Genomic DNA, 24,573 nt, shown 5'->3' on the forward strand with positions numbered 1-24,573 from the left:
CCGACCGACCGCAGGGTGCTCCCGGACAGCCCGGGCCGCGTCCGTGGGAGGCGCCGACGCAGGTGCCCGGGCAGCCGCCCGCCTGGCCGCCGGCTCCGCCGACCCCGCCATCGGGCCCGCCGGGCGGGCCGGGAGGTCAGGGTCCGTACGGCGGGCCGCCGCCGGGTCCTCCGTCCGGGCCGCCACCCGGCCCTCCGTCCGGACCGCCCGGATGGGGCGGACCGCCCGGATGGGGCCCGCCGCCGCGGCGGCGACGCCGCTGGCCGCTGTTCGTCGGCCTCGGCCTGGTGCTGGTGCTGCTCGCCGGCGCGGGGGTCGGCGCGTGGCTGTACACGACCGGTCGGCTCGGCATCGGCCCGCTCAGCGCGGACGACGAGGCGGCCGCCGACGCCGTGGCCGAGGGCGTCGGCGCGCCCACCTGGGCCGGCGACGACGACATCCGCTGCGCCGTCGACGAGCTCACCGAGGAGTGGCGCGCCGACGGGCTGCGCGACCGGGGCCTCGTCGAGCGCGACGGCGACGACTGGGCCTACACCGAGGAGTGGGAGAGCTCCGACGCCACCCGCTACGTCGAGCAGGTCCTCGACTGCTCCGACGACTGGGCCGACACGGTGGCCGAGGAGTGGGCGCTCGACGACCCGGCCTGCCTCGAGGACATCGACGACGCCACCCTGGCGGCGTACTTCGCGTCGGAGCAGCTGCCGGTCGCCGACCCGGCCGACCTGGAGAGCGGGAACGCCGACGCGGTGGCGGCGCTCGACGAGTGCTACGTCACCGAGCCGCCGGCTCCGACGGCCGTCGCCGAGCCGGCCTACCGGGCGGTGCGGTTCACGTTCACCCTCCCCGAGGCCGGCGCCGGCGACCTGGAGGTCAACGTCGACAGCGGCGACGGCTGGCGCCAGCTGCGCGGCACCACGGTCAAGGTCGACACGCTCGAGGGCGGTCGCAAGGGGCTGCGTCAGCGCCCAGGCGGTGACGACGTTCGCCTGGGGCACCACCGCCACCGCGGAGGACGAGTTCTGCGGGAAGTCGAAGCCGCGGCGGCTCTGGTGGTCGCGCGTGAAGAACTGCACGGCCTCGCCGGGGTGCGACTCCTGGGCGCTCAAGTACGAGGGGTTCCGGGCGTTCGAGTCGATCACGGCCGTCTACACCAGCGACGGCGGCAACTGCCTGTCGGTGAGCGGCTCGTGCTCCGACACCGTGCTCGCCCAGGTCACCGGGCGCGGCACGATCGTGACCTGGTCGTTCCCGGCCTCCTACAACGGCACCTTCGCCGGCCGGGTCGGCAAGCTCGAGGCGGTCATCCCGCGCTGAACGAGGGGTCGGTGACCGGGACCGGCCCCGCCCCGGCGCCGGCAGCCGATACCCTGAGCGCGATGTCCGACGCGCCCACCCCGCAGCAGGTGCGTCGAGCCCTGGTCCGTGCAGAGCGCGGCGCCGCGCTCGACGTGGCCGAGGCGAGTGCGCTGCTGGCGGCGCGCGGCGAGGAGCTCGACCGCCTGTGCGCGGTCGCGGCGCGGGTGCGCGACGCCGGCCTCGTCTCGGCGGGCCGGCCCGGCGTGGTGACCTACTCGCCGAAGGTGTTCATCCCGGTCACCCGGCTCTGCCGCGACCGGTGCCACTACTGCACGTTCGTGGAGACCCCGCGGCAGGCCGAGCGCGCCGGGCGGGCGCCGTACCTCTCCCCCCGACGAGATCCTCGCGATCGCCCGCGACGGCGCGGAGCTGGGGTGCCTGGAGGCGCTGTTCACCCTCGGCGACCGGCCCGAGGACCGCTGGCCCGAGGCGCGGGCCTGGCTCGACGAGCAGGGCTACGACTCGACCCTCGGCTACGTGCGGGCGATGGCCGTGCGGGTGCTGGAGGAGACCGGGCTGCTGCCGCACCTCAACCCCGGCGTGCTGTCGTGGGAGGAGCTCAACCGGCTCAAGCCGGTCTCCCCTCGCTCGGGATGATGCTCGAGACCACCTCGCGCCGGCTCTTCGAGACCAAGGGCCTCGCGCACCACGGGTCGCCGGACAAGGACCCCGAGGTCCGGCTGCGGGTGCTGGACGACGCCGGCCGGTTGTCGGTGCCGTTCACCAGCGGGCTGCTGGTCGGGATCGGCGAGACGCTCACCGAGCGCGCCGAGACGATCTTCGCGCTGCGCCGCACCATGCGCGCCTACGGGTCGGTGCAGGAGGTGATCGTCCAGAACTTCCGCGCCAAGCCCGACACGGCGATGCGCCACACCGACGACCTCGGCCTGGAGGAGTACCGCGCCGCGATCGCGGTCACCCGGGTCGTGCTCGGTCCGCGGGCGCGGGTGCAGGCCCCGCCCAACCTCGTCGACCTCGCGGAGTGCCGTGCGCTGCTCAAGGCGGGCGTCGACGACTGGGGCGGGGTGTCGCCGTTGACGCCCGACCACGTCAACCCCGAGCGGCCCTGGCCGTCGCTGGAGCGGCTGCGCTCGATCACCGCCGACTGCGGCTTCGAGCTGCAGGCCCGGCTCACCGTCCACCCCGAGTACGTCGTCGGCGCGCTGCAGCGCGGCGAGCCGTGGCTCGACCCTCGCGTCGCCGGCCACGTCGCGGCGCTTGCCGGCCCCGACGGGCTCGCGGTGCCGGGCGTGCGCCCCACCGGCCGGCCGTGGCAGGAGCCCGACGGCGGGTTCGAGACCGGCCAGAGCCACGGCCGGGTCGACCTGCACGCCACCGTCGACACCGACGGCCGCACCGAGCAGCGCCGCAGCGACTTCGCCACCGTCTACGGCGACTGGGACGCCGTACGGGAGGCCGCGGCCAGCACGGGCGCCCCCGCCGTCCTCCACGCCGAGGGCGGGGCCGCGCTGCGCGCCGCCGAGGCCGACCCCGGCGGGCTGTCCGACGAGCACGCCCACACGCTGATCACCGCCGAGGGCGACCTGCTGGCCCAGGTGGCGCGGCTGGCCGACGACCTGCGCAAGGAGACCGTCGGCGACGACGTCACCTACGTCGTCAACCGCAACATCAACTTCACCAACGTCTGCTACGTCGGCTGCCGCTTCTGCGCCTTCGCCCAGCGCAAGACCGACGCCGACGCCTACCAGCTCTCCTACGACGAGGTCGCCGACCGCGCCGAGGAGGCCTGGCGGCTCGGCGCCACCGAGGTCTGCATGCAGGGCGGGATCGACCCCGAGCTCCCGGCGACGGCGTACTTCGACCTCGTCGCCGCGGTCAAGCAGCGGGTGCCGGAGATGCACGTCCACGCCTTCTCCCCCATGGAGGTCGTCAACGGCACCGCCCGCACCGGCCTGTCGGTGGAGGACTTCCTGATCAAGGCGCGCGAGGCAGGGCTCGGCTCGCTGCCCGGCACCGCCGCGGAGATCCTCGACGACGAGGTCCGATGGGTGCTGACGAAGGGCAAGCTGCCCGCCCGCACCTGGATCGACATCGTCTCCACCGCGCACCAGGTCGGCCTCCCGACCACCTCGACGATGATGTACGGCCACGTCGACAACCCGCGGCACTGGGTGGCCCACCTGCGCGTCCTCTCCGGCATCCAGGACGCCGCACTGGAGAGCGGCGTCGGCGGCTTCACCGAGTTCGTGCCGCTGCCGTTCGTCCACACCAGCGCGCCGATCTACCTCGCCGGCGTCGCCCGCCCCGGCCCCACCATGCGCGACAACCTCGCGGTGCACGCGATGGCCCGGATCCTCCTCCACGGCCGGATCCGCAACATCCAGACCAGCTGGGTCAAGCTCGGCGTCGACGGCACCCGCGCCATGCTCCAAGCCGGCGCCAACGACCTCGGCGGCACGCTGATGGAGGAGACCATCTCCCGGATGGCCGGCTCCGAGCACGGCTCCGCCAAGACCGTCGCCGAGATCACCGACATCGCCGCCGGCATCGACCGGCCCGTCCGCGAGCGCACCACGACGTACGGCGAGCGCACGGTTCACGCCGCCGCCGGGGGGTAGCATCCCGCCACCTTCCCCCCATCTCAGGAGGCAGACATGGTCGTGCGGTCGATGGGACGGGGCGTCGTGGCGCTCGCAGCCGTCCTTGTGCTCGCGTGCACCCTTCTCTCACCCGGCACCGCACTGCCGGGCCCGGCATCGGCCGTCGACGGCGCGCGCGAGCACGTCGAGCGCGGCGGGACCAACCCGTGGCACTCCAAGACCTTCACCTACCGCAAGAACTGGGTGATGCGCTCGACCAAGCTCCGCAAGTGCGCCTTCATCGAGGTCAGCGGCAAGCTCGTCACGAAGTGGCGCTACACCTACGACATCCCCAGCGGGGACCCCGACCCCAACACCAAGACCTGGCGGGTCAAGGTCCGCAACCCGTCGATCCACGTGACGGGCTGGCCGATCCTGGGCGCCGGGTGCGACAGCACCTCGCGGTGGCGGGTCAAGGCGACGATGAGGCAGGGCTGGTTCCAGTCCTCCTGCGGCATCTCGGTCGACATCGGGGTCGGCTACCCGTGGAGCGTCCAGGCGACGCCGCACTACAACTGCGGGACCAACCGGGTCGGCCACACCGTGTCCACCGAGGGCCCGAGCCGCCAGACCCTCCACCAGTACAACAGCGGCACCCCGGTCCACTTCGAGGAGGAGATCGCTCCCTCCCGGACCGGCATGTACTTCACCGGGCGGATCATCGTCCGGGTCCACACCGGCCGGGCGTCGGACAACTTCACCGGCAAGGTCAACGTCCGGGTGAAGTGACCAACCGGCGTACCGGAGGCGCACCCGCTGATCCGGCGCGCCGGTTGATCACGGCCGGGTCACGGCCCGGCAAAACTGACGAACACCTCTTTACGTGACCTCGGTCACTCCATATGTTGTCCGGAACAACATATCGCCCGGACGGCTCCCAGCCGTCGGCAGGAGCGGACCGGGCACCGAGATCGCTGAGGAGGCGGTTGGCGTGATGCGCAGGCAGGGCGTGATCATCGCGGCGGGGTTGGGGCTCGCCCTCTCCCTCACGGCATGTGGGGACGACGACAATGGCGGCGGCGGCGGGAGCGGCGGGGACGGCGGCGGTCCCTCGGTGGGGATCATCCTCCCCGACACCGAGTCGTCGGTGCGCTGGGAGAGCGCCGACCGGCCGGCGCTGGAGGCAGCGTTCGACGAGGCCGGCATGGAGGCCACCATCCAGAACGCCGAGGGCGACCGGGAGCGGATGGCGCAGATCGCCGACCAGATGATCGCCAGCGGTGTCGCCGTTCTCGCGATCGTCAACCTGAGCGACGCGTCGGGCGCCGCCATCCACGAGGAGGCCGCGGCCCAGGGCGTCGTCACCCTCGACTACGACCGGCTGACCCTCGGCGGCTCGGCCGAGGCCTACATCTCCTACGACAACGTCCGGGTCGGCGAGCTGCAGGGCGAGGGGCTCGCGGGCTGCCTCGGTGACGGCCAGCAGAACATCGTCTACCTCAACGGCTCGCCCGACGACAGCAACGCGACGTCGTTCGCCCAGGGCGCCCACAACGTGCTCGACCCGATGACCAACTACCAGGTCGTCGGCGAGCAGGCCGTCCCCGGCTGGGACGGCGGCGAGGCCAGCACGATCTTCGAGCAGCTCTACACCCGCAACCGCGGCAACGTCGACGGCGTCCTGGCCGCCAACGACACCCTCGCGGCGTCGGCGATCGGCGTGCTCGAGGAGGACGGTCGCGCAGGAGAGGTCCCGGTGACCGGGCAGGACGCGACGGTGCAGGGCCTGCAGAACATCCTCGCCGGACGTCAGTGCATGACGGTGTTCAAGTCCGCGACGCAGGAGGCCCAGGCGCTCGCCGAGGCAGCGATCGCCCTCGCCAACGGTGACGAGCCAGAGACCACCGGCACCGTCGAGGACACCGAGGCCGGCCGCGACGTGCCGGCCATCCTGCTCGAGCCGGTGTCGATCACCGCCGACAACATCGCCGAGGAGATCGGGGCCGTGTTCGAGGACGGCGGCGTCACCTACGACGACGTCTGCAGCGGTGAGTACGCCGCCATGTGCGAAGAGGCCGGCGTCACCCAGCCGTAGCCGCGCCACCCGCCATGGGGTGCCCGCGCCGCTGGGCGCGGGCACCCCGCTCGACCGTCCCGGGGAGAGAACCGATGTCCGACAACCAGGCCGCACCACTGCTCGAGCTGCGCGGCGTCAACAAGAGCTTCGGCGTGGTGCACGTGCTGCACGACGTCGACTTCGCCGTACGTCCCGGCCAGGTCACCGCCCTGGTCGGTGACAACGGCGCCGGCAAGTCCACGCTGATCAAGGTGATCGCCGGCATCTACGGCCGCGACAGCGGCGAGTACCTCTTCGACGGCTCCCCGGTCGCGGTCCACGGGCCTCGCGACGTCGCCCGGCTCGGCGTCGAGGTCGTCTACCAGGACCTCGCGCTCTGCGACAACCTCGACGTGGTCCAGAACATGTTCCTGGGCCGCGAGCCGCGGCGGGGCGTCGTCCTCGACGAGCTGACCATGGAGAAGCGCGCGCGGGGAGACGCTCGCCTCGCTCTCGGTGCGCACGGTGAAGTCGGTGCGGCAGCCGGTCGCCAGCCTGTCCGGCGGTCAACGGCAGACGGTGGCGATCGCCAAGGCGGTGCTGTGGGACTCGCGGGTCGTCCTCCTCGACGAGCCGACGGCCGCCCTCGGCGTGGCCCAGACGCGACAGGTGCTCGACCTCGTCCGACGGCTGGCCGACCGCGGCATCGGCGTGGTGCTGATCTCCCACAACCTCAACGACGTCTTCGAGGTGGCCGACCGGATCACCGCGCTCTACCTCGGCCGGGTCGCCGCCGACGTCGCGATCGGCGACGTGAGCCACAGCCAGGTCGTCGAGCTGATCACAGCCGGCCGCTCGGGCGACCTCGGCATCAGCGACGTCGCGACGGCAACGATCTGAGGAGGCGACGATGACGCTGCGCACCGACCCCCGGACCGGTCGACGAGGACTCCGCCTTCTCCCTCGACGACCGGCACGCGGCCTCCCTCCGCGAGGCCGTCCGCGACTACCTCCAGCGGCTCCGCGGCGGGAACATGGGCTCCCTCCCGGCCGTCCTCGGCCTCGTGGTGATCTTCGTGGTCTTCGCCGTCGTCGACGACAGCGGCACCTTCATGACCCGCATCAACCTGGCCAACCTGCTCACCCAGGCTGCCGCGATCTGCGTGCTGGCCATGGGCCTGGTGTTCGTGCTGCTGATCGGTCAGATCGACCTGTCGGCCGGCGTCACCGGCGGCGCCGCGGCGACGATCGCCGCCTGGGCGATCGCGGACCAGGGGTTCCCGTGGTGGGTGGCCGTGTTGGCCGCCCCTCGGCTTCGGCGCACTGGTCGGTGTCGTCGTCGGCGTGCTGGTCTCGATGCTCGACATCCCGTCCTTCGTCGTGACGCTCGCGTTCTTCCTGGGCCTCCAGGCGGTCGGGCTGGTCATCCTCGGCAACGGCGGCGACCTCGCCATCCGCGGCGTGCTGCGCGACATGGCGATCAAGAACGTCCCGGTCGCGGTCGGCTGGATAGCAGCCGTGGCCATCACCGTCGGGTACGCCGCCCTCCAGCTGCTCCGCCATCGCAGCCAGGTGCGACGGGGCCTCGCCCACAAGCCGATCGCGCTGGTGCTGCTCCAGGTCGCCGTGGTGGCCGCGGTGGTGCTGGGGCTCACCGCAGTGCTGAGCACCAACCGCGGTCGCAGCCCCGCGTTCCCGATCGAGGGCGTCCCGTGGGTGGTGCCGATCGTCGTCGTGCTGCTCCTGCTCTGGACGTTCGTGCTGCGCAGCACCCGCTTCGGGCGGCACCTCTACGCCATCGGCGGCAACGAGGAGGCGGCGCGCCGGGCCGGCATCAAGGTGGTGCGGATCAAGATCGCGGCGTTCGTGATCGGCTCCAGCATGGCCGCGGTCTCGGGCCTGCTCGCCGCCGCCGACACCGGTGGCGTGTCCACGGGCGACGGCGCCGGCAACGAGCTGCTCTACGCCGTCGGAGCCGCGGTCATCGGCGGCACCAGCCTCTTCGGCGGCCGTGGACGGGTGATCGACGGCGTCATCGGCGGTTTCGTGATCGCGACGATCCCCAACGGCCTGGGCCTGCTCGACCAGGGCAGCGAGATCAACTTCGCGGTCACCGGCGTGGTGCTGCTGCTCGCGGCATCGGTCGACGCCATCTCCCGTCGACGCCGCTCCTCCAGCGGGGTCTAGCCGATGTCCGGCCGCTCCGGCGGCACCGGCACCAACCAGGAGGCCGTCCGCCGGCACAACCTCGGGACCCTGCTGCGCCACGTCCACCAGCACGGGGAGATCTCCCGCGCCGAGCTGACCAGCCGGATGGGCCTCAACCGGAGCACGATCGGCGACCTGGTCGGCGCCCTCGAGGAGCTCGGCCTGATCGAGCACGCGCTGCCCGCGGCCGGACGGCGTACCGCTGGGCGGCCGTCGGCGGGGGTGCGGATCGCCGGCAGCGGGCCGTACGTCGTCGCCGTCGACCTCGGCGTCGACCGGGCGGTCGTCGCGCGGGTGGGCCTCGGCGGCCAGGTGTGGGAGCGGGCCCAGGCCGCGATCTGCACCGAGACCGAGGCGTGGCAGGTCGGCGCGACGGTCGCGTCGCTCGTCCGGCACGTCGTGTCGTGGGCCCCCGAGGACGCGGTGCTGCTCGGCATCGGCATCAGCGTTCCCGGCCTGGTCCGGCGCAGCGACGGGCTGGTGCGCCAGGCCCCGAACCTCGGTTGGCGCGACGTCTCGTTCGGGTCGGTCCTCCTCGCCGCCCTCGACCTCGACGTCCCCGTGCGGCTCGCCAACGACGCCGACCTCGGCGCGCTCGCCGAGCACAACCGCGGCGCCGGTGTCGGCGTCGATGACCTGGTCTACGTCTCCGGCAACGTCGGTGTCGGCGCGGGCGTCATCACCGGTGGCGTGCGGCTGCAGGGTGCCGGCGGGCACGCCGGCGAGGTCGGCCACCTGGGCTTCGACCCGGGCGGCAAGCCCTGCCACTGCGGCAGCCGCGGCTGCTGGGAGACCGTCGTCGGCGCGCACGCGATCGCCGCCGCGATCGACCTGCCTCCCGAGGAGGCGGTGCGGCTCGGCGAGGCGCTCGACGAGCACGACGTACCGCCCGCGGCCCTGCGCCCGATCGCCGCCAACATCGGCCGCGGCCTCGCCGCGGTCGTGAACGCCTACAACCCGAGCCTGATCATCCTCGGCGGGTACTTCCGGCCGCTCCACCGGCTGTTCTCGGTGGAGGTCGGCAAGGGGCTCGCCGAACGGGCGATGGCGCCCAACCTGGAGTCGGTGCGGCTCACCGTGCCCGGCCTCGGCACCGACTCCGTGCTCCTCGGCGCGGCGGAGATCGCGCTCGAGCCGGTCTTCGTCGACCCCGTCGCCAGCGTCGCGGCCGGCGTGGTCGACGCGGGCGCGCGGGTCGCCGGCTGACCGACCCGGCGCATCTCCGCAGGCCCAACGCCCCGACCCGGCTCATCTCCGCACGCCCAACGGGCCGACCCGGCCCATCTCCGCACGCCCAACGCCCCGACCCGGCTCATCTCCGCACGCCCAACGGCCCGACCCGGCCCATCTCCGCACCGAACGCCTGCGGAGATGCGCCGGGTCGGCGCTTCTCAGGTGCAGGAACGAGCCGGGTCGGCGCTTCTCAGCTGCCGGAATGCGCCGGGTCGGTGCTTCTCAGGTGCGGAGATGCGCCGGGTCGGCGGTCAGGAGAGGCCGAAGCCGAGGCCGACGCGGCCGTCGAAGACGGCGCTGAGGGCGCGTTCGGCGGCGCCGAGCGCGGCGGACTCGGTGCCGAGGGCGCCGACGCGGAGGTCGGGGCGGGCGCGGGCACTGGTCGCGAGCGATGCGGCGAGCGCGTTGCAGGCGGGCGCGAGCACCAGGTCGGCGAGCGGGCCGAAGTAGCCGCCGAGCACGACGACACCGGGGTCGAGGACGCCGGTGAGGACGGCCAGGCCGCGGCCCAGGCGGCCGCCGATCTCCTCGACGGCGGCCCGCACCCGGTCGTCGGCGGCCGCCCGGCCGGCGATCGCGGCGGCGGTGCGCTCGGGGGTCGCGAGCTCCGGCATCCCGACCGCGTCGAGCAGCGCGTGCAGCCCGATCGACGCCTCCCAGCAGCCGGTGCGGCCACAACCGCACCGCGCACCCTCCTCGCCCAACGGGAGGTGGCCGACCTCCCCCGCGAAGCCGTGGGCGCCGCGGATCAGCCGGCCGTCCTCGACCAGTCCCGCACCGATGCCGACGGTGCCGGTCAGGTAGAGCAGGTGGTCGGCGCCGCGCCCCGCGCCGTAGCGGAGCTCGGCCAGCGCCGCGCAGTCCGCGTCGTTGCTGACGCACGCCCGCCGGGACCAGCCGAACGCCGCGTCCACCGCGGCGGCCACGCCGCCGCCCGTGACGTCGAGGTTGGGGGTCCAGGCGATGGTGCGGTCGTCGCCGTCGATCAGCCCGGGTACGGCGACCGTGGCGCCCACCGCGGTGAGGCCGGCGTCCCGGACGTGGGGAGGCCACCTCCGCCGCCAGCCGCTCGAGGGCCTGCTCGACGCCGGACACGTCGGCGACCTCGCGGGTCACGCGGTGCCGGACGTCGCCGGCGAGGTCGACGAGGACGGCGGCGACGTACTCGACGTTCGCCTCGAGCCCGACGCCCACCGGCCGCCCGCCGGCCAGGCTGAGCCGCCGGCCGGGGCGCCCGCGGTCACCGCTGCGGACCTGCTCCTGCTCGGTGACCGCGCCCGCCTCCTCGAGGCCCGCGACGATCGTGCCGACCGTGGCCTTGGCGAGGCCGGTGCGGCCCGCGAGCTCGGCCCGGGTCGCCGGGCCGTCGCTCCGCAACGAGCGGAGCACGGTCGCCGCGTTCCTCCGGCGCAGCGACTCCGACCCGGCGGGCTCAGCCACGGACGCCGTAGAGGTGCTCCAGGGCGAGCTGGTCGAGGCGCTCCATCGCGACCTCGCGGGCGGCGAGCACCTCGGGGTCGGGCAGCTCCCACTCCAGCAGCTCGCGCCAGCCCTCGCCGTCGGCCAGCGTGGGCTGCGCCAGCTCGGGGAGCGCGGCGTCGACCAGGGCCTGCTGCACCTCGGGGTCGGCGCGGTAGGCCTTCACCTTCTCCCGGAGGATCAGGTAGTTGTCCATGCACGCCTTCGCCGAGACCCACACGCCGGTCTCGGTCTCGGGCCGGATCGGTTTGTAGTCGAAGTGCACCGGCCCGTCGTAGCCGCCGGCGAGCAACGTGTCGACCACCCAGAACGCGCCGCGGACGTTGCCGGCGCCGAACCGGAGGTCCTGGTCGTAGCGCGGGCCGTTCTGCCCGTTGAGGTCGATGTGGAAGAGCTTGCCGTGCCAGAGCGCCTGGGCGTAGCCGGCGGCGGCGTTGAGGCCGGCCATCTCCTCGTGCCCGATCTCCGGGTTGACGCCGACGAGCTCGGGCCGGTCGAGGGTCTCGATGAACGCCAGCGCGTGCCCCACCGTCGGCAGCAGGATGTCGCCGCGGGGCTCGTTGGGCTTCGGCTCGATCGCGAACCGCAGGTCGTAGCCCTGGTCGACGACGTACTCCCCCAGGACGTTGAACGCCTCCTGGTAGCGGTCGAGCGCGGCGGCGACGTCCTTGGTGCCCTGGAACTCCGCTCCCTCGCGGCCGCCCCAGGCGACGTAGACCCGGGCGCCGAGCTCGGCGGCGAGGTCGATGTTGCGCATCACCTTGCGGATCGCGAAGCGGCGCACGTCGCGGCTGTTGGAGGTGAGGCCGCCGTCCTTGAAGACCGGGTGGGTGAACAGGTTCGTGGTCGCGGTGGTGACGACCAGGCCGGTGTCGGCCAGCCCCTGCTTGAAGCGGGCGATGATCGCGTCCCGGGTGGCGTCGTCGGCGCCGAACGGGATCACGTCGTCGTCGTGGAAGTTCACGCCGTAGGCGCCGAGCCCGGCGAGCTGCTCGAGCGAGTGGACGAGGTCGAGCTCGGCCCGGGTGGCGTCGCCGAACGGGTCGCGGGCCTGCCACCCGACGGTCCACAGCCCGAAGGAGAACTTGTCGGCGGGGGTGGGCTTCGGGATGTCGATCGTCATGGGCGGCCTCTCGGTGGCGGTGGGGGTCAGGCGGACGGTCAGGCGAAACGGTCGCGAAGCTCGGCGTACCGGGCCCGTACGCCGGGCGCGGGCTCGGCGGTGAGCGTCTCGGTGTCGCCGAGCGGCCAGGCCGGCGGCTCGGCGGAGCCGGCGAGCGCCCAGGCCGCCTGGCGGGCCGCCCCGCGGGCGACGTACTCGCCGGTGGGAGGCAGCAGGACGGGGCGGCCGAGCACAGCCGGCGCGAGGGCGCGGACGGCCGGGCTGCGGGTGGCGCCGCCGACGAGCAGCACCCGGCGCGGCTCCTCCCCCGTCGCGGCCAGAAGGGCGTCGACGGCGTCGGCAAGGGCGCAGAGCATCGCCTCGAACGCCGCGCGCGCGAGGTCGGCGCGGGTGGTGCGGGGGTGAGGCCGGTCCAGGTCCCGACGGCGTCGGGCCGGTTGGGGGTGCGCTCGCCGCCGTAGTACGGCAGCAGGGTGACCCCGTTCGCCCCCGGCGGCGCCTGCAGGGCGAGCGTGGCCAGCTCGGTGTGGTCGACGCCGAGCCACCGCGCCTGCAGGTCGAGGATCCCGGCGGCGTTCATCGTCGTCACCATCGGCAGGAAGCCGCCGCGCGCGTCGGCGAATCCGGTGACGGTCCCGGTGCCGTCGGTCATCGGTCGGGTGCTGACCGTCGACGCGACGCCGGAGGTGCCGATGGAGACCAGTACGTCGCCGGGTCGCAGGTCGAGCCCGAGGGCGGCGCCCATGTTGTCGCCCGTGCCGGCGGCCACGACGGCTCCGCCGGGGGTCGCGGCGGCGACGGATCCGGGGCCCACCACGGTGGGGAGCGCGGGCTCGTGGCCGAGCGCGAGCTCGGCGAGGTCCGGCCGCCAGGCGCCGTCGGGGGTCCCGAAGTAGCCGGTGCCGGAGGCGTCGCCGCGGTCGGTGAAGGCGGGGGGTGCCGGGGGCGCTCGCGTGCCGCGAGACGTAGTCGTGCGGGAGGAGCACCTCCGCGACGCGGGCGGCGTGGTCGGGCTCGTGGTCGCGCAGCCAGCGGAGCTTGGTGGAGGTGAACGACGCGACGAGCACGCTGCCGACGGCCGCGGCGCAGGCCTCGGGGCCGCCCATCTCCTCGATCAGCTGCACCGCGGCGGACGCGCTCCGGGTGTCGTTCCACAGCAGCGCGTCCCGCACCGGCGTGCCGTCGGCGTCGAGGGCGACGAGGCCGTGCTGCTGGCCTCCGACCGCGACGGCGCCGGCGCGCTCCAGCAGCCCGGCGGTGGCGGTGTCGAACGCGGTCAGCCAGGCGCGGGGGTCGACCTCCGTGCCGGGTGGGTGCGGCGCCGTCCGCTGGTCGACGACGGTGCCGTCGTCGGCGTCGACCAGGACGGCTTTCGTGGACTGCGTCGAGGAGTCGACACCGAGGACGAGGGCCATCCCCCCAGTATTTAGTACGAGTCTCGAACTAAGTCAATGGGGCCGGCTCAGAGGTTCACCTCGCCGTGGTCGGCGTCGAAGGTGTCACCGGTCAGCTTGGTCTTGGCGAAGCTGACGAGCGAGGCCACCTTGCCGCCCGGGGTGTCCCAGTACTCCGCCTCCTCCACCCGGAGCAGGAGCAGCACGGCGTTCGGGTCGTCCGGTCCCTCGGGCATCCACGCCTCGGCGAACGTGTTCCACAGCTCCTCGAGCTTGCCGCGGTCGTCGACCAGCTCGGCCCGGCCGGTCATCGCCACCCACGAGTCCCGGGCGGAGAAGGTCACCGAGACCCGCGGCTCGGCAGCGAGCGCCGCGGCGTGGCGCGTGTCGCGAGCGGTGATGAACCACAGCTCCGCGTCCGGCTCCACCTCCTGGCGCGCCATCGGGAAAGCTGCGCGGCTCCTCGGGCCCGTAGGTGGTCATCATGCCGATCGGCATGTCCTTCATCAGCTCGACCAGCTTGTCCTTCTCGGCGGTCATGGGTCGGTCGCTCCTCCCTCGTCGGCAGTTGCTCGGAGACGTCGTGCGGTACCCCCGGCCGACGCGCCGATACCGGCGCCCGCACTCGGTGGGCGGAGGCGTCTGGCGGGTGCGGCAGGGGGTATCGCCCCCGCCATGACGACAGGCAACGACACCGGCCCGGACCCCAGCGAGACCTACGGCGACTACAGCGTCGACGACGAGGACCAGCCGGCCGCCGAGGACTTCATGCTCGACGACGAGGTCGACGAGGCCGAGCGGGGCCCTACTCGCCGCCGGAGCGGTACTCCGCCGCCCAGGGCTACGGCAACACGCCCCTGGAGGAGGAGCTCGGCGAGACGCTCGACCAGCGGTTGCAGCAGGAGCAGCCGGAGCCCGACCCGTACGCCGAGGCGGAGGCCGCCCCCGACGCCGAGGCGAGCGACAGCGACGGCGAGGTCGGCGACCAGCGGGCCGGTCGGCTCGTGGAGCCGGACCAGGGCGGCACCGAGGACACCGAGTCGGACCTCCTCGCCCGCGACGTCGGCATCGACGGCGCCGCCGCGAGCGCCGAGGAGGCGGCCGTGCACGTCGTGCCCGAGGAGGGCGACGAGCGGCTCTAGCGGCCCGCGGGCCCGCCCCACCCACGACGCCCGGCGTCTGCGGGCGGCGGGCCCGGGGTACTGCTCACCCGACGGCCCGGAGGTGGACCGTCACGAGGAGAGGGAGTGGACGATGCTTGCTTTCATCCTGTGGATCCTGGCCGTGGTGCTGGTGATCTCCGGAATCTTCAGCCTGTTCCGCGGCGAGCTCCTGTGGGGCATCGTCCTGATCGTCGTCGGCCTCCTGGTGGGCCCGGGCGGCGTCAGCATCTTCACCTGATCCGCAGGTCCACCCACACCAACCGGTGGTCCGACGTCGGGAACGGGAAGACCCCGGTGAGCCGGACCAGCGGGTGGTCGGTGGTGGGCCAGAAGACGCCGGACCGCACGATCTCGGTCCGCCGCCTCGACGGCAGCACGTAGTCGACCCGGAGGTTGCCGGGCGCGTCGTCCGCGAAGTCGGCGGTGTCGTGCGCCGGGTCGCCCTCGTGGGCGACGTTCGCCCCGCCCTGCAGGGCCGCCGCCTCGACGGCGCCCCCGCGACCGGGGCGGCCGCCGGTCGTCGACCAGCGGGTGGTCGAGCAGCTGCTCGATGGCTGACGCCACCGAGTCACCGTCGTGCGGGTCGGCGTTCTGGTCGCCCGCGACCACGAACGTCGCGCCCCGCGGCAGGCCGCCGCGCCGCCCACGGTCGTCGTAGATGTAGGCGGCGTGCCGCCCGCCCCGGACGTAGTCGGCCCAGAACCTGATCTCGTCGTGGTTGCGGCGGCCGTTGCGGTCCTCCGGACCGTCGAAGGTCGGTGGCGTCGGGTGGGAGACGAGGAAGTGCACGACCCGCCTGCCGACGAGGACCGGCACGTCCCAGTGCGACTTGGAGGAGAGCCGCACGACGGCCTTCTCGGCCCGGGAGTACCAGTCCGCGGGACGCGCCGTCGCGGGGTCGTCCGACAGCAGCGCACCGGGCATGTCCCTCCACCGGAAGCGCTGGAAGGTGCGCACGTGCCGGGTGAGGATCGGGTACTTGGAGTAGACGACCATCCCGTACTGGCCGGGGAACAGCCCGAAGCCGAACGCGTCGTCGCCGCCGCCGACGCTGCCGTCGTTGTTGAGGTCGTGGCCGCTCGGGATCCCCGTGTTCGAGGGCGCGACGAAGGCGTACGGGTACCGGACCGGGTCGGCGCCCCGCTGACCCACCTCGAGGTAGTTGTCGCGGAACAGGTCGACGGCCTCGGGGTCGTGGTCGAACTCGTTGACGAGCACGACGTCGGGGTCGGCCCGCTGGATGGTCTCGGCGACGTTGCGCGCCTGCTCGTTCCCCGCGTGTCGACAGGTCGGCCACCAGCTAGGCCGGCGGCGCCCCGGTTGAGGGAGGCGTTGAACGTCGCGAACCGGACCGGGTGGGTGACCCGGTCGTGGCGCGGCCCCGCCGTCCCCGGCGCGGGGGTCGCGACCAGCGCGCCCGCGGCGAGCGCGACGGAGAGCAGGGCGGTGGCGACGGTCGTACGACGGCGCATGGCGGGCTCCGGTCAACGGCGACGGGTCCGTCCGACACTAGGCCGGGTCCCCACGTCGCCACCACCGGCGGTGAAGAGCGGGTGAACCGTCGGCGCGCGTCAGCCCCGCGGCAGGTCGCGGAACCGCACGCCCGGCGCCGACCGGTCGAACCCGGCCACCTCCCACAGCCGCCGCAGCCGCGGGGCGCGCCGCGCAGCTCGAGGTCGGAGCCCACCTCCGTGGCCACCGTCGCGATCGCCCGCATGCCCGCGACGTCGGCGAACAGCAGGCCCCCGACGTCGACCACCCAGGGGTCGCCGGCCGTCGCCCGCAGCGCCGCGGCCAGCACGGGGGCGCACTCGAAGTCGACCTCGCCGGAGAGCACCCAGCCGGCGTCGTCGCCCGCGACCAGGGTGAAGGACGGTGGCACACCACCGGCGAAGGCGGTGTGCAGCGACGCCACGGCCCGCAGCACGTCGGGCCCGAACGACCGGCGGCGGTAGGCGCAGAGGACGGTGGCGTCGAGGTCGGCCACGGCCCGCCCGAGGAGCACCTCCAGCGCCACGATCTCCTCGAGGGTCGGCGAGGTCGGGAGCAGCCAGTCGAGGTCGGCGACGACGCGGAGCCGGCGGTAGCCGTCGGCGGCGGCCGCCGCCGCGTCGTCCCGGAGCCGGGCGATGAGCCGGCCGGGCTGCAGCGCACCCCGGCCGAGCAGGTCGTCGTAGGGGTCGATCACGTGGCCGGCGGTCGATGCCGGCCTGCGTGCCCCGCTGCCGAACGGCCCGACGACGACGTGCTTCTCCCGCGCCGCGCGGTCGTGGCGCAGGAACCCGGCCGCGAGCTCGTCGTAGGCGGCCTCGTCGTCGACGACGAGGCAGACGTGGCCGCCGCTGGCGAGCGCGGCGTGGACCGGGTCGAGCTCCGGCGCCGCGCTCACCGGGCCACCTCCGCCCACACGACCTTCGCGTCGGCGGACCGGTCGACGCCCCAGTCGCGGGCCAGCTCGTCCACGAGCCTGGAGACCGCGTCCGGGCCGCAGACCGGGTCTGTCGACGAGCAGCACCGGCGCCTCGGCCCGGTCGTCGCCGACCCGCACCCGCACCTGGGCGGCATCGACGAGGACGGTGAGGTCGACCGGCGACCCGGCGTGTGCGAGCGCGTTGGCCACCAGCTCGGTCACGACACTCTGGGTGGAGTAGAAGGCGTCCTCCTCGACTCCCCGGACGCGCAGCACGTTGCCGCAGAGCCGGCGGGCGCGCGAGGCGGTGTCCTGGTCGGCGTCGAGGCGCCACGATCGCTCGAAGGGCGCGTCGGCGAGCACCGCCGAGTGCATCCCGCAGACCGCGGCGAGCTCACCGGAGCGCTCGACGTCGTCGACGAGCTCCGCCGGGTAGGCGCACAGCAGCGACGACGAGGTCTCGCGCACCAGCGCGTCCCACGCCGACTCCAGCTCGACCGCCTCGTGGGGCCGGTCGTCGTACCACAGCAGCGCCACCATCTCGCCGAACGCGTGCACCGACCGCTCGCGACGGGCGCCCCGCACGACCGAGCCGACGACGTCGGAGAAGGCGGCGGGGTCGAACCGGCCGTCCGGTGTCATCTGGTCGAGGGTCTCCGCGGCGTCGAGGCTGACCAGCGCCCCGTGCCGGGCGGCGGCCTCCGGGTCGACGCCGCCCGCGGCGATCCGCTCGGCGATCGTGTGCTGGTGCTCCGGCGTGGCGATCACGACGGCGGCGGACCCGCCCGTCAGCGCCGCGGCCAGCCGGCCGCCTGCGACGTCGGTGACCTCGTCCTCGCTCCGGGCGAACAGGACGTCGTGGGCGACCTCGGCGGTGGCGGCGACGTTCATCCCGTCACCCTAGGACGCGGTGCCCCCGGCGTGCGACCTCACTCCCACTCGATCGTGCCCGGCGGCTTGGAGGTGATGTCGACGGTGACCCGGTTGACCTCGGCGACCTCGTTGGTGATCCGGGTCGAGATCCGCTCGAGCACGTCGTAGGGCAGTCGCGCCCAGTCGGCGGTCATCGCGTCCTCCGACGTGACCGGTCGCAGGACGACGGGGTGGCCGTAGGTGCGGCCGTCGCCCTGAACGCCGACGGAGCGGACGTCGGCGAGGAGGACGACCGGGAACTGCCAGATGTCGCGGTCGAGGCCGGCGCGGGTGAGCTCCTCACGGGCGATCGCGTCGGCCTCGCGCAGGATGTCGAGCCGCTCGCGGGTGACCTCGCCGATGATCCGGATGCCGAGGCCGGGGCCCGGGAACGGGTGCCGCCACACGATCTCCGGCGGCAGGCCGAGCTGCTCGCCGACCAGCCGGACCTCGTCCTTGAACAACGTCCGGAGCGGCTCGACCAGCTCGAACCGGAGGTCCTCGGGCAGGCCGCCGACGTTGTGGTGGGACTTGATGTTGGAGGCACCGGCTCCCCCGCCCGACTCGACGACGTCGGGGTAGAGCGTGCCCTGCACGAGGAAGGCGACCTGCTCATCCTGCTCCGCGACGGCGCCGGCCAGCACCTCCGCCTCGGCCGCCTCGAAGGTGCGGATGAACTCCCGGCCGATGATCTTCCGCTTCTCCTCCGGGTCGGTCACCCCGGCGAGCGCCTCGAGGAACTGCTTCTCGGCGTCGACGACCTTGAGGTCGGCGCCGGTGGCCGCGACGAAGTCGCGCTCGATCTGCTCGGTCTCGCCCTTGCGCATCAGGCCGTGGTCGACGTAGACGCAGGTCAGCCGGTCGCCGATCGCGCGCTGCACGATCGCGGCCGCCACGGCGGAGTCGACGCCGCCGGACAGCGCGCAGATCGCCTGCCCCCGGTCGCCGATCTGGTCGCGGATCTTCTCGATCTGCTCCTCGACGATGTTGACCATCGTCCAGGTGGGGCGGCAGCCGGCGATCTTGTGCAGGAAGTGCTCGAGCACCTGCTGCCCGTGCTCGGAGTGGAGCACCTCCGGGTGCCACTGCACCCCGGCCATCCGGCGGTCGGGCGCCTCGAACGCCGCGACCGGCGTGCCCGGCGTGGAGGCGAGCACCTGGAAGCCGTCCGGCGCTGCCGTCACCGAGTCGCCGTGGGACATCCACACCGTGTGCTCGCCGGGCATCTCCGCGAGGAGCGTCCCTGGGTCGGCGACCGTCACCGGGGTGCGGCCGTACTCGCGGACGCCGGTCGCCGCGACCTCGCCCCCGAGCCCCTGCGCCATCAGCTGGAAGCCGTAGCACATGCCGAAGACAGCCGGCCCGGCGTCGAAGATCGCGGTGTCGATCCCGGGCGCGCCCTCGGCGTAGACCGACGACGGGCCGCCGGAGAGGATGATCGCCTTCGGCTCTTTGGCGAGCATCTCCTCGACCGGCATGTGGTGCGGCACGATCTCGGAGTAGACCCGGGCCTCGCGCACCCGTCGCGCGATCAGCTGGGCGTACTGCGCGCCGAAGTCGACCACCAGGACCAGGTCGTGCTGAAGCGGGGCGGGCGCCGTCATGCCCGGATCCTATCGACCCCGGCGCCGGGAAAAACACCAGAGCCCGGCCGGGGAGGGAGGGTGGCCGGGCTCTGGTCGTCCACGCAGCTGCTGGACAGTGCCTGGACCGAGCCCGGGCTTCGGGAGGGAGCGTGAATCTCCGGGCTCGTTCGGTCAACGAGGGCCTGCGGAAGGGGTTACGCGGGTTCCGGCATTCTCGGCAGGTTTTCTGCGAGGGCCCCGGGTCGGCCGACCCGGTCAGCCGACCTCGACGATCGGCAGCCGCAGCGCCGCGGGCGCGTCGTCGGGCACCACCGGCGCGGCCGGGGCGACCGGCTCGATCCGGCGGTACGGCGACCCCAGCGGCGGCCGCGGGTCCGGCTCGCCCTTGTTGGGCCACATCGCCATCGCCCGCTCCGCCTGCGCGGTGATCGTCAGCGACGGGTTGACGCCGAGGTTCGCCGAGATCGTCGAGCCGTCGACGACGTGGAGGCCGGGGTAGTTGTAGACCCGCTGGTAGGGGTCGACGACGCCGGTCTCCGGGCTGTCACCGATCGTGCAGCCGCCGATGAAGTGGGCGGTGAGCGGCCGGTTGAACGGCTCGCCGATCGTGCCGCCCGGCTCCCCGCCCATGATCCTGGCCATCCGGCGTACCGCCTCGTTGGCGACCGGGATCCAGGTCGGGTTCGGCGCGCCGTGGCCCTGCCGCGACAGCAGCAGCCACTTGCCGGCGACCTTCTTCGGGAAGGTGGTGATGGAGTTGTCCACCGACTGCATGACCAGGGCGATGACGACCCGCTCCGACCAGTGCTTGACGTCGTAGAAGTCCAGCGCCCGCCGCTTCTGCGACCACATCTCCCGCATCCAGGTGCGCCACCGCGGCAGCGGGCCGTCGCCGTCGGTCAGGACGGTCTGGAGCAGCGCCATCGCGTTGCTGCCCCTGCCGTAGCGCACCGGCTCGATGTGGGTGTCCTCGTCGGGGGTGCCAGGACGAGGTGATGGCGACGCCCTCGGTGAAGTCGATCGGCGTGCCCTTCGGCACCATCGCGCCGAGCAGCGACTCGGAGTTGGTGCGGGTCAGGTGGCCGAGCCGGTCGGAAATGTCGGGCAGGTCGCCGGTGACCTTGAGCTTGTGGAGCAGCTTCTGGGTGCCGAGCGCGGCGGCGGAGAAGACGACGTGCTCGGCGGTGAACGACGTCGTCGCCCGCCGGCCCGGCTTCCGGGAGAGCCTCGACAGCTTGGCCTTCGTCCACCGGGCGTCGACCCGGTAGCCGCCGCCGGGCAGCGGGCGGACCCGGGTGGCGGTCGTCAACGGGTGCACGACGGCGCCGTTCTGCTCGGCGAGGTAGAGGTAGTTCTTCACGAGCGTGTTCTTGGCGTTGTGCCGGCAGCCGGTCATGCACTCGCCGCACTCCAGGCAGGTGTTGCGCCGCGGGCCGGCGCCGCCGAAGTAGGGGTCGCCAGTTTTCGCTGCCCGGCTGTGCGCCCGGGCCGCCGAAGAACACGCCGACCGGCGTCGGGTGGAAGGTGTCGCCGCGTCCCATCTCGTCGGCGACCTGCTTCATCACCTGGTCCGACGGCGTCATCCGCGCGTACTCCACCACGCCGAGCATCCGCTTGGCCTGGTCGTAGTACGGCGTCAGCTCCGCCTTCCAGTCGGTGATGTGGGCCCATGCCTTGTCGGAGTAGAACGGCTCGCGCGGCTCGTAGAGCGTGTTCGCGTAGACCAGCGAGCCACCCCCGACGCCGGCGCCGGCCAGGATCAGGCAGTCGCTGACCATGTCGATGCGCTGGATGCCGTAGCAGCCGGCGGACGGGGCGAACAGGTAGCGCTTGAGGTCCCACGACGTCTCGGCGAAGTCCTCGTCGCGGAACCGCGCGCCGGCCTCCAGCACGCCGACGCGGTAGCCCTTCTCGGTCAGCCGCAGCGCGCTGACCGAGCCGCCGAAGCCGGACCCGATGACGAGGACGTCGTAGTCGAACTCCCCCATCACGCCCGCCCGAGCTTGTTGAGCACCCGCAGCCCGGCCGTCATCAGGCGGGCGTGCGTCTCGGCCTTCATCCCGAGGTTGGGCGCGATCCGGAGCACCCGCTGGGTGCCGACGGCCTGGGTCTCGGTGTAGCGGTGGATGCCCTCCGAGCCCTGGCGGCGGCCGGCGCCGGACTCGCGCATGCCGCCCATCGGGGCGTCGACGCTGCCGAACGTGGCGCCGAAGCCCTCGTTGATGTTGACGGTGCCGCACCTGATCCGCCGCGCGATCGCCCGGGCGCGGGCGCCGTCGCGGCTGTAGATGGCGGCGTTGAGCCCGTAGTCGCCGTCGTTGGCGCGCTCGATCGCGTCGGACTCGTCGTGGAAGCGGTAGAGAGACACGACCGGCCCGAACGTCTCGTCGCCGAAGCAGGTCATGTCGGGGGTGACGCCCTCGAGGATCGTCGGCTCGTGGAAGTACGGCGCCAGGTCGGGCCGCGCCTGTCCCCCGGCCAGCACCCGGGCGCCCTTGGCCACCGCGTCGTCGACGTGGGCGCGGACGGTCTCGAGCTGGTCGGCCGAGATCAGCGGCCCCATGTCGTTCTCCCAGTCGAGGGTCGCCCCGAGGGTCATCGCCTGGGTGCGGGCGACGAACCGCTCGACGAACCGGTCGTAGACCTGGTCGGCCACGAAGAGCCGCTCGGTGGAGACGCAGAGCTGACCGGCGTTGGAGAACGACGCGCGGACGGCGCCCTCGGCGGCCTTCTCGACGTCGGCGTCGCGCAGGACGAGGAGCGGGTTCTTGCCGCCGAGCTCGAGCGAGCAGCCGATCAGGCGCTCGGCGCACTGCCGGGCGATGATCCTGCCGGTCGCGGTGGAGCCGGTGAAGCAGACGTAGTCGGACCGCTCGATCATGGGGGTGCCGAGCTCGCGTCCGGGGCCGGCGAGGACCTGCCACAGGTCTCGCGGGAAGCCGGCCTCCTCGAGCAGCTGGACGCCGAGCAGGGCGGTGAGCACGGTCTGGGCGTCCGGCTTGGCGACGACGGCGTTGCCCGCCATCAGCGCCGGGAGGCCGTCGGAGATCGCCATCGTGAACGGGTAGTTCCAGGGCGAGATGATGCCGACTACGCCCTTGGGGACCCGGTTGACGTCGATCCGGGTCAGCACGGGCAGCACGCCCGGCCGCCGCTCGGTGTCGAGGTGCCGGTGGGCGGTGCGGGCGTAGTAGCGCGCGGTGAGGGCGGTGTGCGCCGCCTCGTCGTAGGCGTGCTTGCGCGCCTTGCCGGACTCGAGCCCGATCAGGTCGAGGATCTCCGGCAGCCGGTCGAGCACCAGGTCGTGGAACCGCAGCATCGCCGCCGAGCGCTCCGCGAGCGGGGTCCGCGCCCACGAGGCCTGCGCGGCCCGGGCCCGGCGGAACGCCTCCTCGACGTCGGCGGGGCCCGACTGCGGCACCTGCGCGAGCGGCGCCCCGTCGAGGGGCGAGCTCAGCGGCACCGTGCGGCCGGTCGTCGCGACGATCCGGCTGGTCAGGCTGGCGACGTACGCCGGCTCCAGGACGTACGACGCCCGCGGGTCGTGCTCGGGGTCGTGCGGCCCGTCGACGAGGGGACCGCCGGCACCCGAGGCGGGGTTCGAAGCGCTCATGGCGCCGAGCCTAGGTGAGCGCCGTCACCGGTGCCTACCGCCCGGTAGCAAGTGTGCTCCTTTACACACCCGGCTCGCCTGTCAAGCGGCCGGACGGCGGCGGCACGGTGAGCGGACGGCGGACCGCCACCGCCGACAGCACGGCGGCGGCAGCGAGCAGCCCCGCGCAGATCAGCATCCCGCGCACGTAGCCGGCGCTGAACGCGTCCGGGTCGGTGTAGTCGGCCCCGCCGATCCCCGCCGCGGCCGGCACCACCGCGACCGCGAGCAGGCCGGCGGTCCGGGCGACCGCGTTGTTGACGCCCGAGGCGGTGCCTGCGTAGCGCTCGGGCGCGGAGGCCAGGACCGTCGCGGTCAGCGGCGCGACCATCAGGGTCAGGCCGGCGCCGACGACGGCGGACGGGAGGAGCACGTCCGCCACGAACGCGGCGCCGGCGTCGATCGCGGCCAGCCACAGCACGCCCGCCGCCGCGACGAGGAGCCCGGCGGCCATCGGGAGCCGGGGCCCGATCCGCTGGGCCAGTGCGCCCGCCCGCGGTGAGAGGAGAAGCATGATGACGGTCACCGGCAGGATCGCGGTCCCGGCCACCAGCGGCGACCGGTCCGCCACGACCTGGAGCTGGAGGACGACCAGGACGAACAGGACGCCGAGCGCGGCGTAGGCCAGGAGGGTGACCGCGTTGGTGGCGCTGAACTGCGCGTCGCGGAAGAGGCTGGTCGGCACCAGCGGGCTCGGCGACCGCTGCTCGACCCGGACGAACGCGACCAGGGCCGCCGCGCCCAGCACCAGCAACGGCACCACGAGGCCCGTGAACCCGTCGTCGCCGGCGGCCGTCAGGCCGTAGGTCAGCAGGCCGAGGCCGACCACCGCGATGACGGTGCCCGGCACGTCGAGCCGCGGCACCGCGTCGGGATCCCGGCTCTCGGGGACGTGACGCACCGTCACCACCACGATCAGGGCGGCCAGCGGCACGTTGACGAGGAAGACCAGCTGCCAGCCGATCTCGACCAGGCCGCCGCCGACGAACGGCCCGACCGCCCCGGCCACCCCGCCCAGCCCGGCCCAGGCGCCGACGGCCGCCGCCCGGTCGTCGCGGTGGAAGGAGGAGGAGATGATCGCCAGGCTCCCCGGGGTGAGCAGGGCGCCGCCGACGCCCTGCAGGGCCCGGGCGGCGACCAGGGTGCCGATGTCGGGGGCCAGCGCGCAGAGCATCGACGCCGCGGCGAACCAGACCACGCCCACGAGGAAGACCCGCCGCCGGCCGAACCGGTCGCCGAGCGAGCCGCCGAGGAGGATCAGCGCCGCGAGCGTGAGGGCGTAGCCGTTGATCGTCCACTGCAGACCGGCGAAGCCGGCGCCGAGGTCGTTCCCGATGCGCTCGAGGGCGACGTTGACCACCGTGGCGTCGAGCATGGCCAGCCCGGAGCCGAGGACGGTCGCGAGCAGGACCCACCGGCCTCGCGGCGTGCCCATCCTCAGCGCCTCGACACCCGGCTCCA

At 73.8% G+C, this 24,573-nt stretch carries 15 protein-coding genes and 4 pseudogenes; 9 read left to right on the plus strand and 10 right to left on the minus strand.

Annotated features, from left to right (window positions below):
* Nucleotides 1–1,376 precede the first annotated feature (1,376 nt).
* The 7 genes and pseudogenes from MF408_RS03630 to MF408_RS03655 all read left to right on the plus strand — a co-directional run bounded on the left by MF408_RS03630 (nucleotide 1,377) and on the right by MF408_RS03655 (nucleotide 9,366).
* A pseudogene (locus MF408_RS03630) lies at nucleotides 1,377–3,935 on the plus strand (bifunctional FO biosynthesis protein CofGH).
* A 36-nt stretch (nucleotides 3,936–3,971) separates the two neighbouring features.
* Nucleotides 3,972–4,685 (plus strand): hypothetical protein, encoded by a 714-nt coding sequence (locus MF408_RS03635; protein ID WP_240250306.1) that lies wholly within the window; start codon nucleotides 3,972–3,974, stop codon nucleotides 4,683–4,685.
* Between the two features lie 205 nt (nucleotides 4,686–4,890).
* On the plus strand, nucleotides 4,891–5,991 hold the full coding sequence (locus MF408_RS03640) for a substrate-binding domain-containing protein (RefSeq protein WP_240251624.1): 1,101 nt from the start codon (nucleotides 4,891–4,893) through the stop codon (nucleotides 5,989–5,991).
* Between the two features lie 74 nt (nucleotides 5,992–6,065).
* Nucleotides 6,066–6,377 (plus strand): annotated as a pseudogene (locus MF408_RS24865) (ATP-binding cassette domain-containing protein); the annotation flags it as partial.
* A 91-nt stretch (nucleotides 6,378–6,468) separates the two neighbouring features.
* Nucleotides 6,469–6,852, plus strand: a complete 384-nt coding sequence (locus tag MF408_RS24870) for an ATP-binding cassette domain-containing protein (RefSeq protein WP_275693332.1) — start codon at nucleotides 6,469–6,471, stop codon at nucleotides 6,850–6,852.
* Between the two features lie 423 nt (nucleotides 6,853–7,275).
* Nucleotides 7,276–8,139, plus strand: a complete 864-nt coding sequence (locus MF408_RS03650; protein WP_275693430.1) for a hypothetical protein — start codon at nucleotides 7,276–7,278, stop codon at nucleotides 8,137–8,139.
* 3 nt (nucleotides 8,140–8,142) lie between these two features.
* Nucleotides 8,143–9,366 carry an ROK family transcriptional regulator gene (locus MF408_RS03655; RefSeq protein ID WP_240250308.1) on the plus strand — a complete coding sequence of 408 codons (1,224 nt, stop codon included), beginning with the start codon at nucleotides 8,143–8,145 and terminating at the stop codon, nucleotides 9,364–9,366.
* 278 nt (nucleotides 9,367–9,644) lie between these two features.
* Here the strand turns inward: MF408_RS03655 and MF408_RS03660 are convergent, their stop codons facing one another.
* The 4 genes from MF408_RS03660 to MF408_RS03685 form a co-directional block, all read right to left on the minus strand.
* On the minus strand, nucleotides 9,645–10,409 hold the full coding sequence (locus MF408_RS03660) for an ROK family protein (protein WP_240250309.1): 765 nt from the start codon (nucleotides 10,407–10,409) through the stop codon (nucleotides 9,645–9,647).
* A gap of 416 nt (nucleotides 10,410–10,825) precedes the next feature.
* Nucleotides 10,826–11,995 carry a xylose isomerase gene (xylA, locus tag MF408_RS03665; protein ID WP_240250310.1) on the minus strand — a complete coding sequence of 390 codons (1,170 nt, stop codon included), beginning with the start codon at nucleotides 11,993–11,995 and terminating at the stop codon, nucleotides 10,826–10,828.
* A gap of 38 nt (nucleotides 11,996–12,033) precedes the next feature.
* Nucleotides 12,034–13,410: an FGGY family carbohydrate kinase gene (locus MF408_RS26555; protein ID WP_345893838.1), complete on the minus strand. Its 1,377-nt coding sequence runs from the start codon at nucleotides 13,408–13,410 to the stop codon at nucleotides 12,034–12,036.
* Between the two features lie 47 nt (nucleotides 13,411–13,457).
* Nucleotides 13,458–13,832: a pyridoxamine 5'-phosphate oxidase family protein gene (locus tag MF408_RS03685; protein WP_240250311.1), complete on the minus strand. Its 375-nt coding sequence runs from the start codon at nucleotides 13,830–13,832 to the stop codon at nucleotides 13,458–13,460.
* A gap of 450 nt (nucleotides 13,833–14,282) precedes the next feature.
* Between MF408_RS03685 and MF408_RS03690 the strand changes: the two genes are divergently transcribed.
* Together MF408_RS03690 and MF408_RS03695 are read left to right on the plus strand one after the other, a co-directional pair.
* Nucleotides 14,283–14,531: a DUF5709 domain-containing protein gene (locus MF408_RS03690; RefSeq protein WP_240250312.1), complete on the plus strand. Its 249-nt coding sequence runs from the start codon at nucleotides 14,283–14,285 to the stop codon at nucleotides 14,529–14,531.
* Between the two features lie 112 nt (nucleotides 14,532–14,643).
* Nucleotides 14,644–14,790 carry a GPGG-motif small membrane protein gene (locus tag MF408_RS03695; protein WP_240251628.1) on the plus strand — a complete coding sequence of 49 codons (147 nt, stop codon included), beginning with the start codon at nucleotides 14,644–14,646 and terminating at the stop codon, nucleotides 14,788–14,790.
* Nucleotides 14,791–15,005: 215 nt separating this feature from the next.
* Here MF408_RS03695 and MF408_RS03700 read toward each other — a convergent pair.
* The 6 genes and pseudogenes from MF408_RS03700 to MF408_RS03725 form a co-directional block, all read right to left on the minus strand.
* Nucleotides 15,006–15,812 (minus strand): annotated as a pseudogene (locus MF408_RS03700) (endonuclease/exonuclease/phosphatase family protein); the annotation flags it as partial.
* A 40-nt stretch (nucleotides 15,813–15,852) separates the two neighbouring features.
* Nucleotides 15,853–17,853, minus strand: a complete 2,001-nt coding sequence (locus MF408_RS03705; RefSeq protein WP_240250313.1) for an MEDS domain-containing protein — start codon at nucleotides 17,851–17,853, stop codon at nucleotides 15,853–15,855.
* Nucleotides 17,854–17,891: 38 nt separating this feature from the next.
* The gene (gene guaA, locus MF408_RS03710) at nucleotides 17,892–19,478 is read right to left on the minus strand and encodes a glutamine-hydrolyzing GMP synthase (RefSeq protein WP_240250314.1); all 1,587 of its coding nucleotides are present in this window, start codon (nucleotides 19,476–19,478) and stop codon (nucleotides 17,892–17,894) included.
* Nucleotides 19,479–19,715: 237 nt separating this feature from the next.
* Nucleotides 19,716–21,448 (minus strand): annotated as a pseudogene (locus tag MF408_RS03715) (GMC family oxidoreductase).
* On the minus strand, nucleotides 21,448–23,073 hold the full coding sequence (locus MF408_RS03720) for a succinic semialdehyde dehydrogenase (protein ID WP_240250315.1): 1,626 nt from the start codon (nucleotides 23,071–23,073) through the stop codon (nucleotides 21,448–21,450). The pseudogene MF408_RS03715 and the gene MF408_RS03720 overlap by 1 nt, the downstream one beginning before the upstream one ends.
* A 61-nt stretch (nucleotides 23,074–23,134) precedes the next feature.
* A complete protein-coding gene (locus tag MF408_RS03725; RefSeq protein WP_240250316.1) occupies nucleotides 23,135–24,547 on the minus strand; it encodes a DHA2 family efflux MFS transporter permease subunit in 1,413 nt (470 codons plus the stop codon).
* Between the last annotated feature and the right edge of the window lie 26 nt (nucleotides 24,548–24,573).

The organism is Nocardioides sp. TF02-7, from assembly GCF_022437945.1.
Lineage (GTDB): Bacteria > Actinomycetota > Actinomycetes > Propionibacteriales > Nocardioidaceae > Nocardioides.

What these genes read in the sequence shown, in the direction of transcription:
- xylA (WP_240250310.1), bottom strand. Translation starts at nt 11,995, where the DNA reads ATGACGATCGACATCCCGAAGCCCACCCCCGCCGACAAGTTCTCCTTC.
- MF408_RS03655 (WP_240250308.1), top strand. Translation starts at nt 8,143, where the DNA reads ATGTCCGGCCGCTCCGGCGGCACCGGCACCAACCAGGAGGCCGTCCGC.
- MF408_RS03640 (WP_240251624.1), top strand. Translation starts at nt 4,891, where the DNA reads ATGCGCAGGCAGGGCGTGATCATCGCGGCGGGGTTGGGGCTCGCCCTC.
- guaA (WP_240250314.1), bottom strand. Translation starts at nt 19,478, where the DNA reads ATGACGGCGCCCGCCCCGCTTCAGCACGACCTGGTCCTGGTGGTCGAC.
- MF408_RS26555 (WP_345893838.1), bottom strand. Translation starts at nt 13,410, where the DNA reads ATGGCCCTCGTCCTCGGTGTCGACTCCTCGACGCAGTCCACGAAAGCC.
- MF408_RS03725 (WP_240250316.1), bottom strand. Translation starts at nt 24,547, where the DNA reads ATGGGCACGCCGCGAGGCCGGTGGGTCCTGCTCGCGACCGTCCTCGGC.
- MF408_RS03695 (WP_240251628.1), top strand. Translation starts at nt 14,644, where the DNA reads ATGCTTGCTTTCATCCTGTGGATCCTGGCCGTGGTGCTGGTGATCTCC.
- MF408_RS03705 (WP_240250313.1), bottom strand. Translation starts at nt 17,853, where the DNA reads ATGAACGTCGCCGCCACCGCCGAGGTCGCCCACGACGTCCTGTTCGCC.
- MF408_RS03635 (WP_240250306.1), top strand. Translation starts at nt 3,972, where the DNA reads ATGGTCGTGCGGTCGATGGGACGGGGCGTCGTGGCGCTCGCAGCCGTC.
- MF408_RS03720 (WP_240250315.1), bottom strand. Translation starts at nt 23,073, where the DNA reads ATGAGCGCTTCGAACCCCGCCTCGGGTGCCGGCGGTCCCCTCGTCGAC.
- MF408_RS03685 (WP_240250311.1), bottom strand. Translation starts at nt 13,832, where the DNA reads ATGGCGCGCCAGGAGGTGGAGCCGGACGCGGAGCTGTGGTTCATCACC.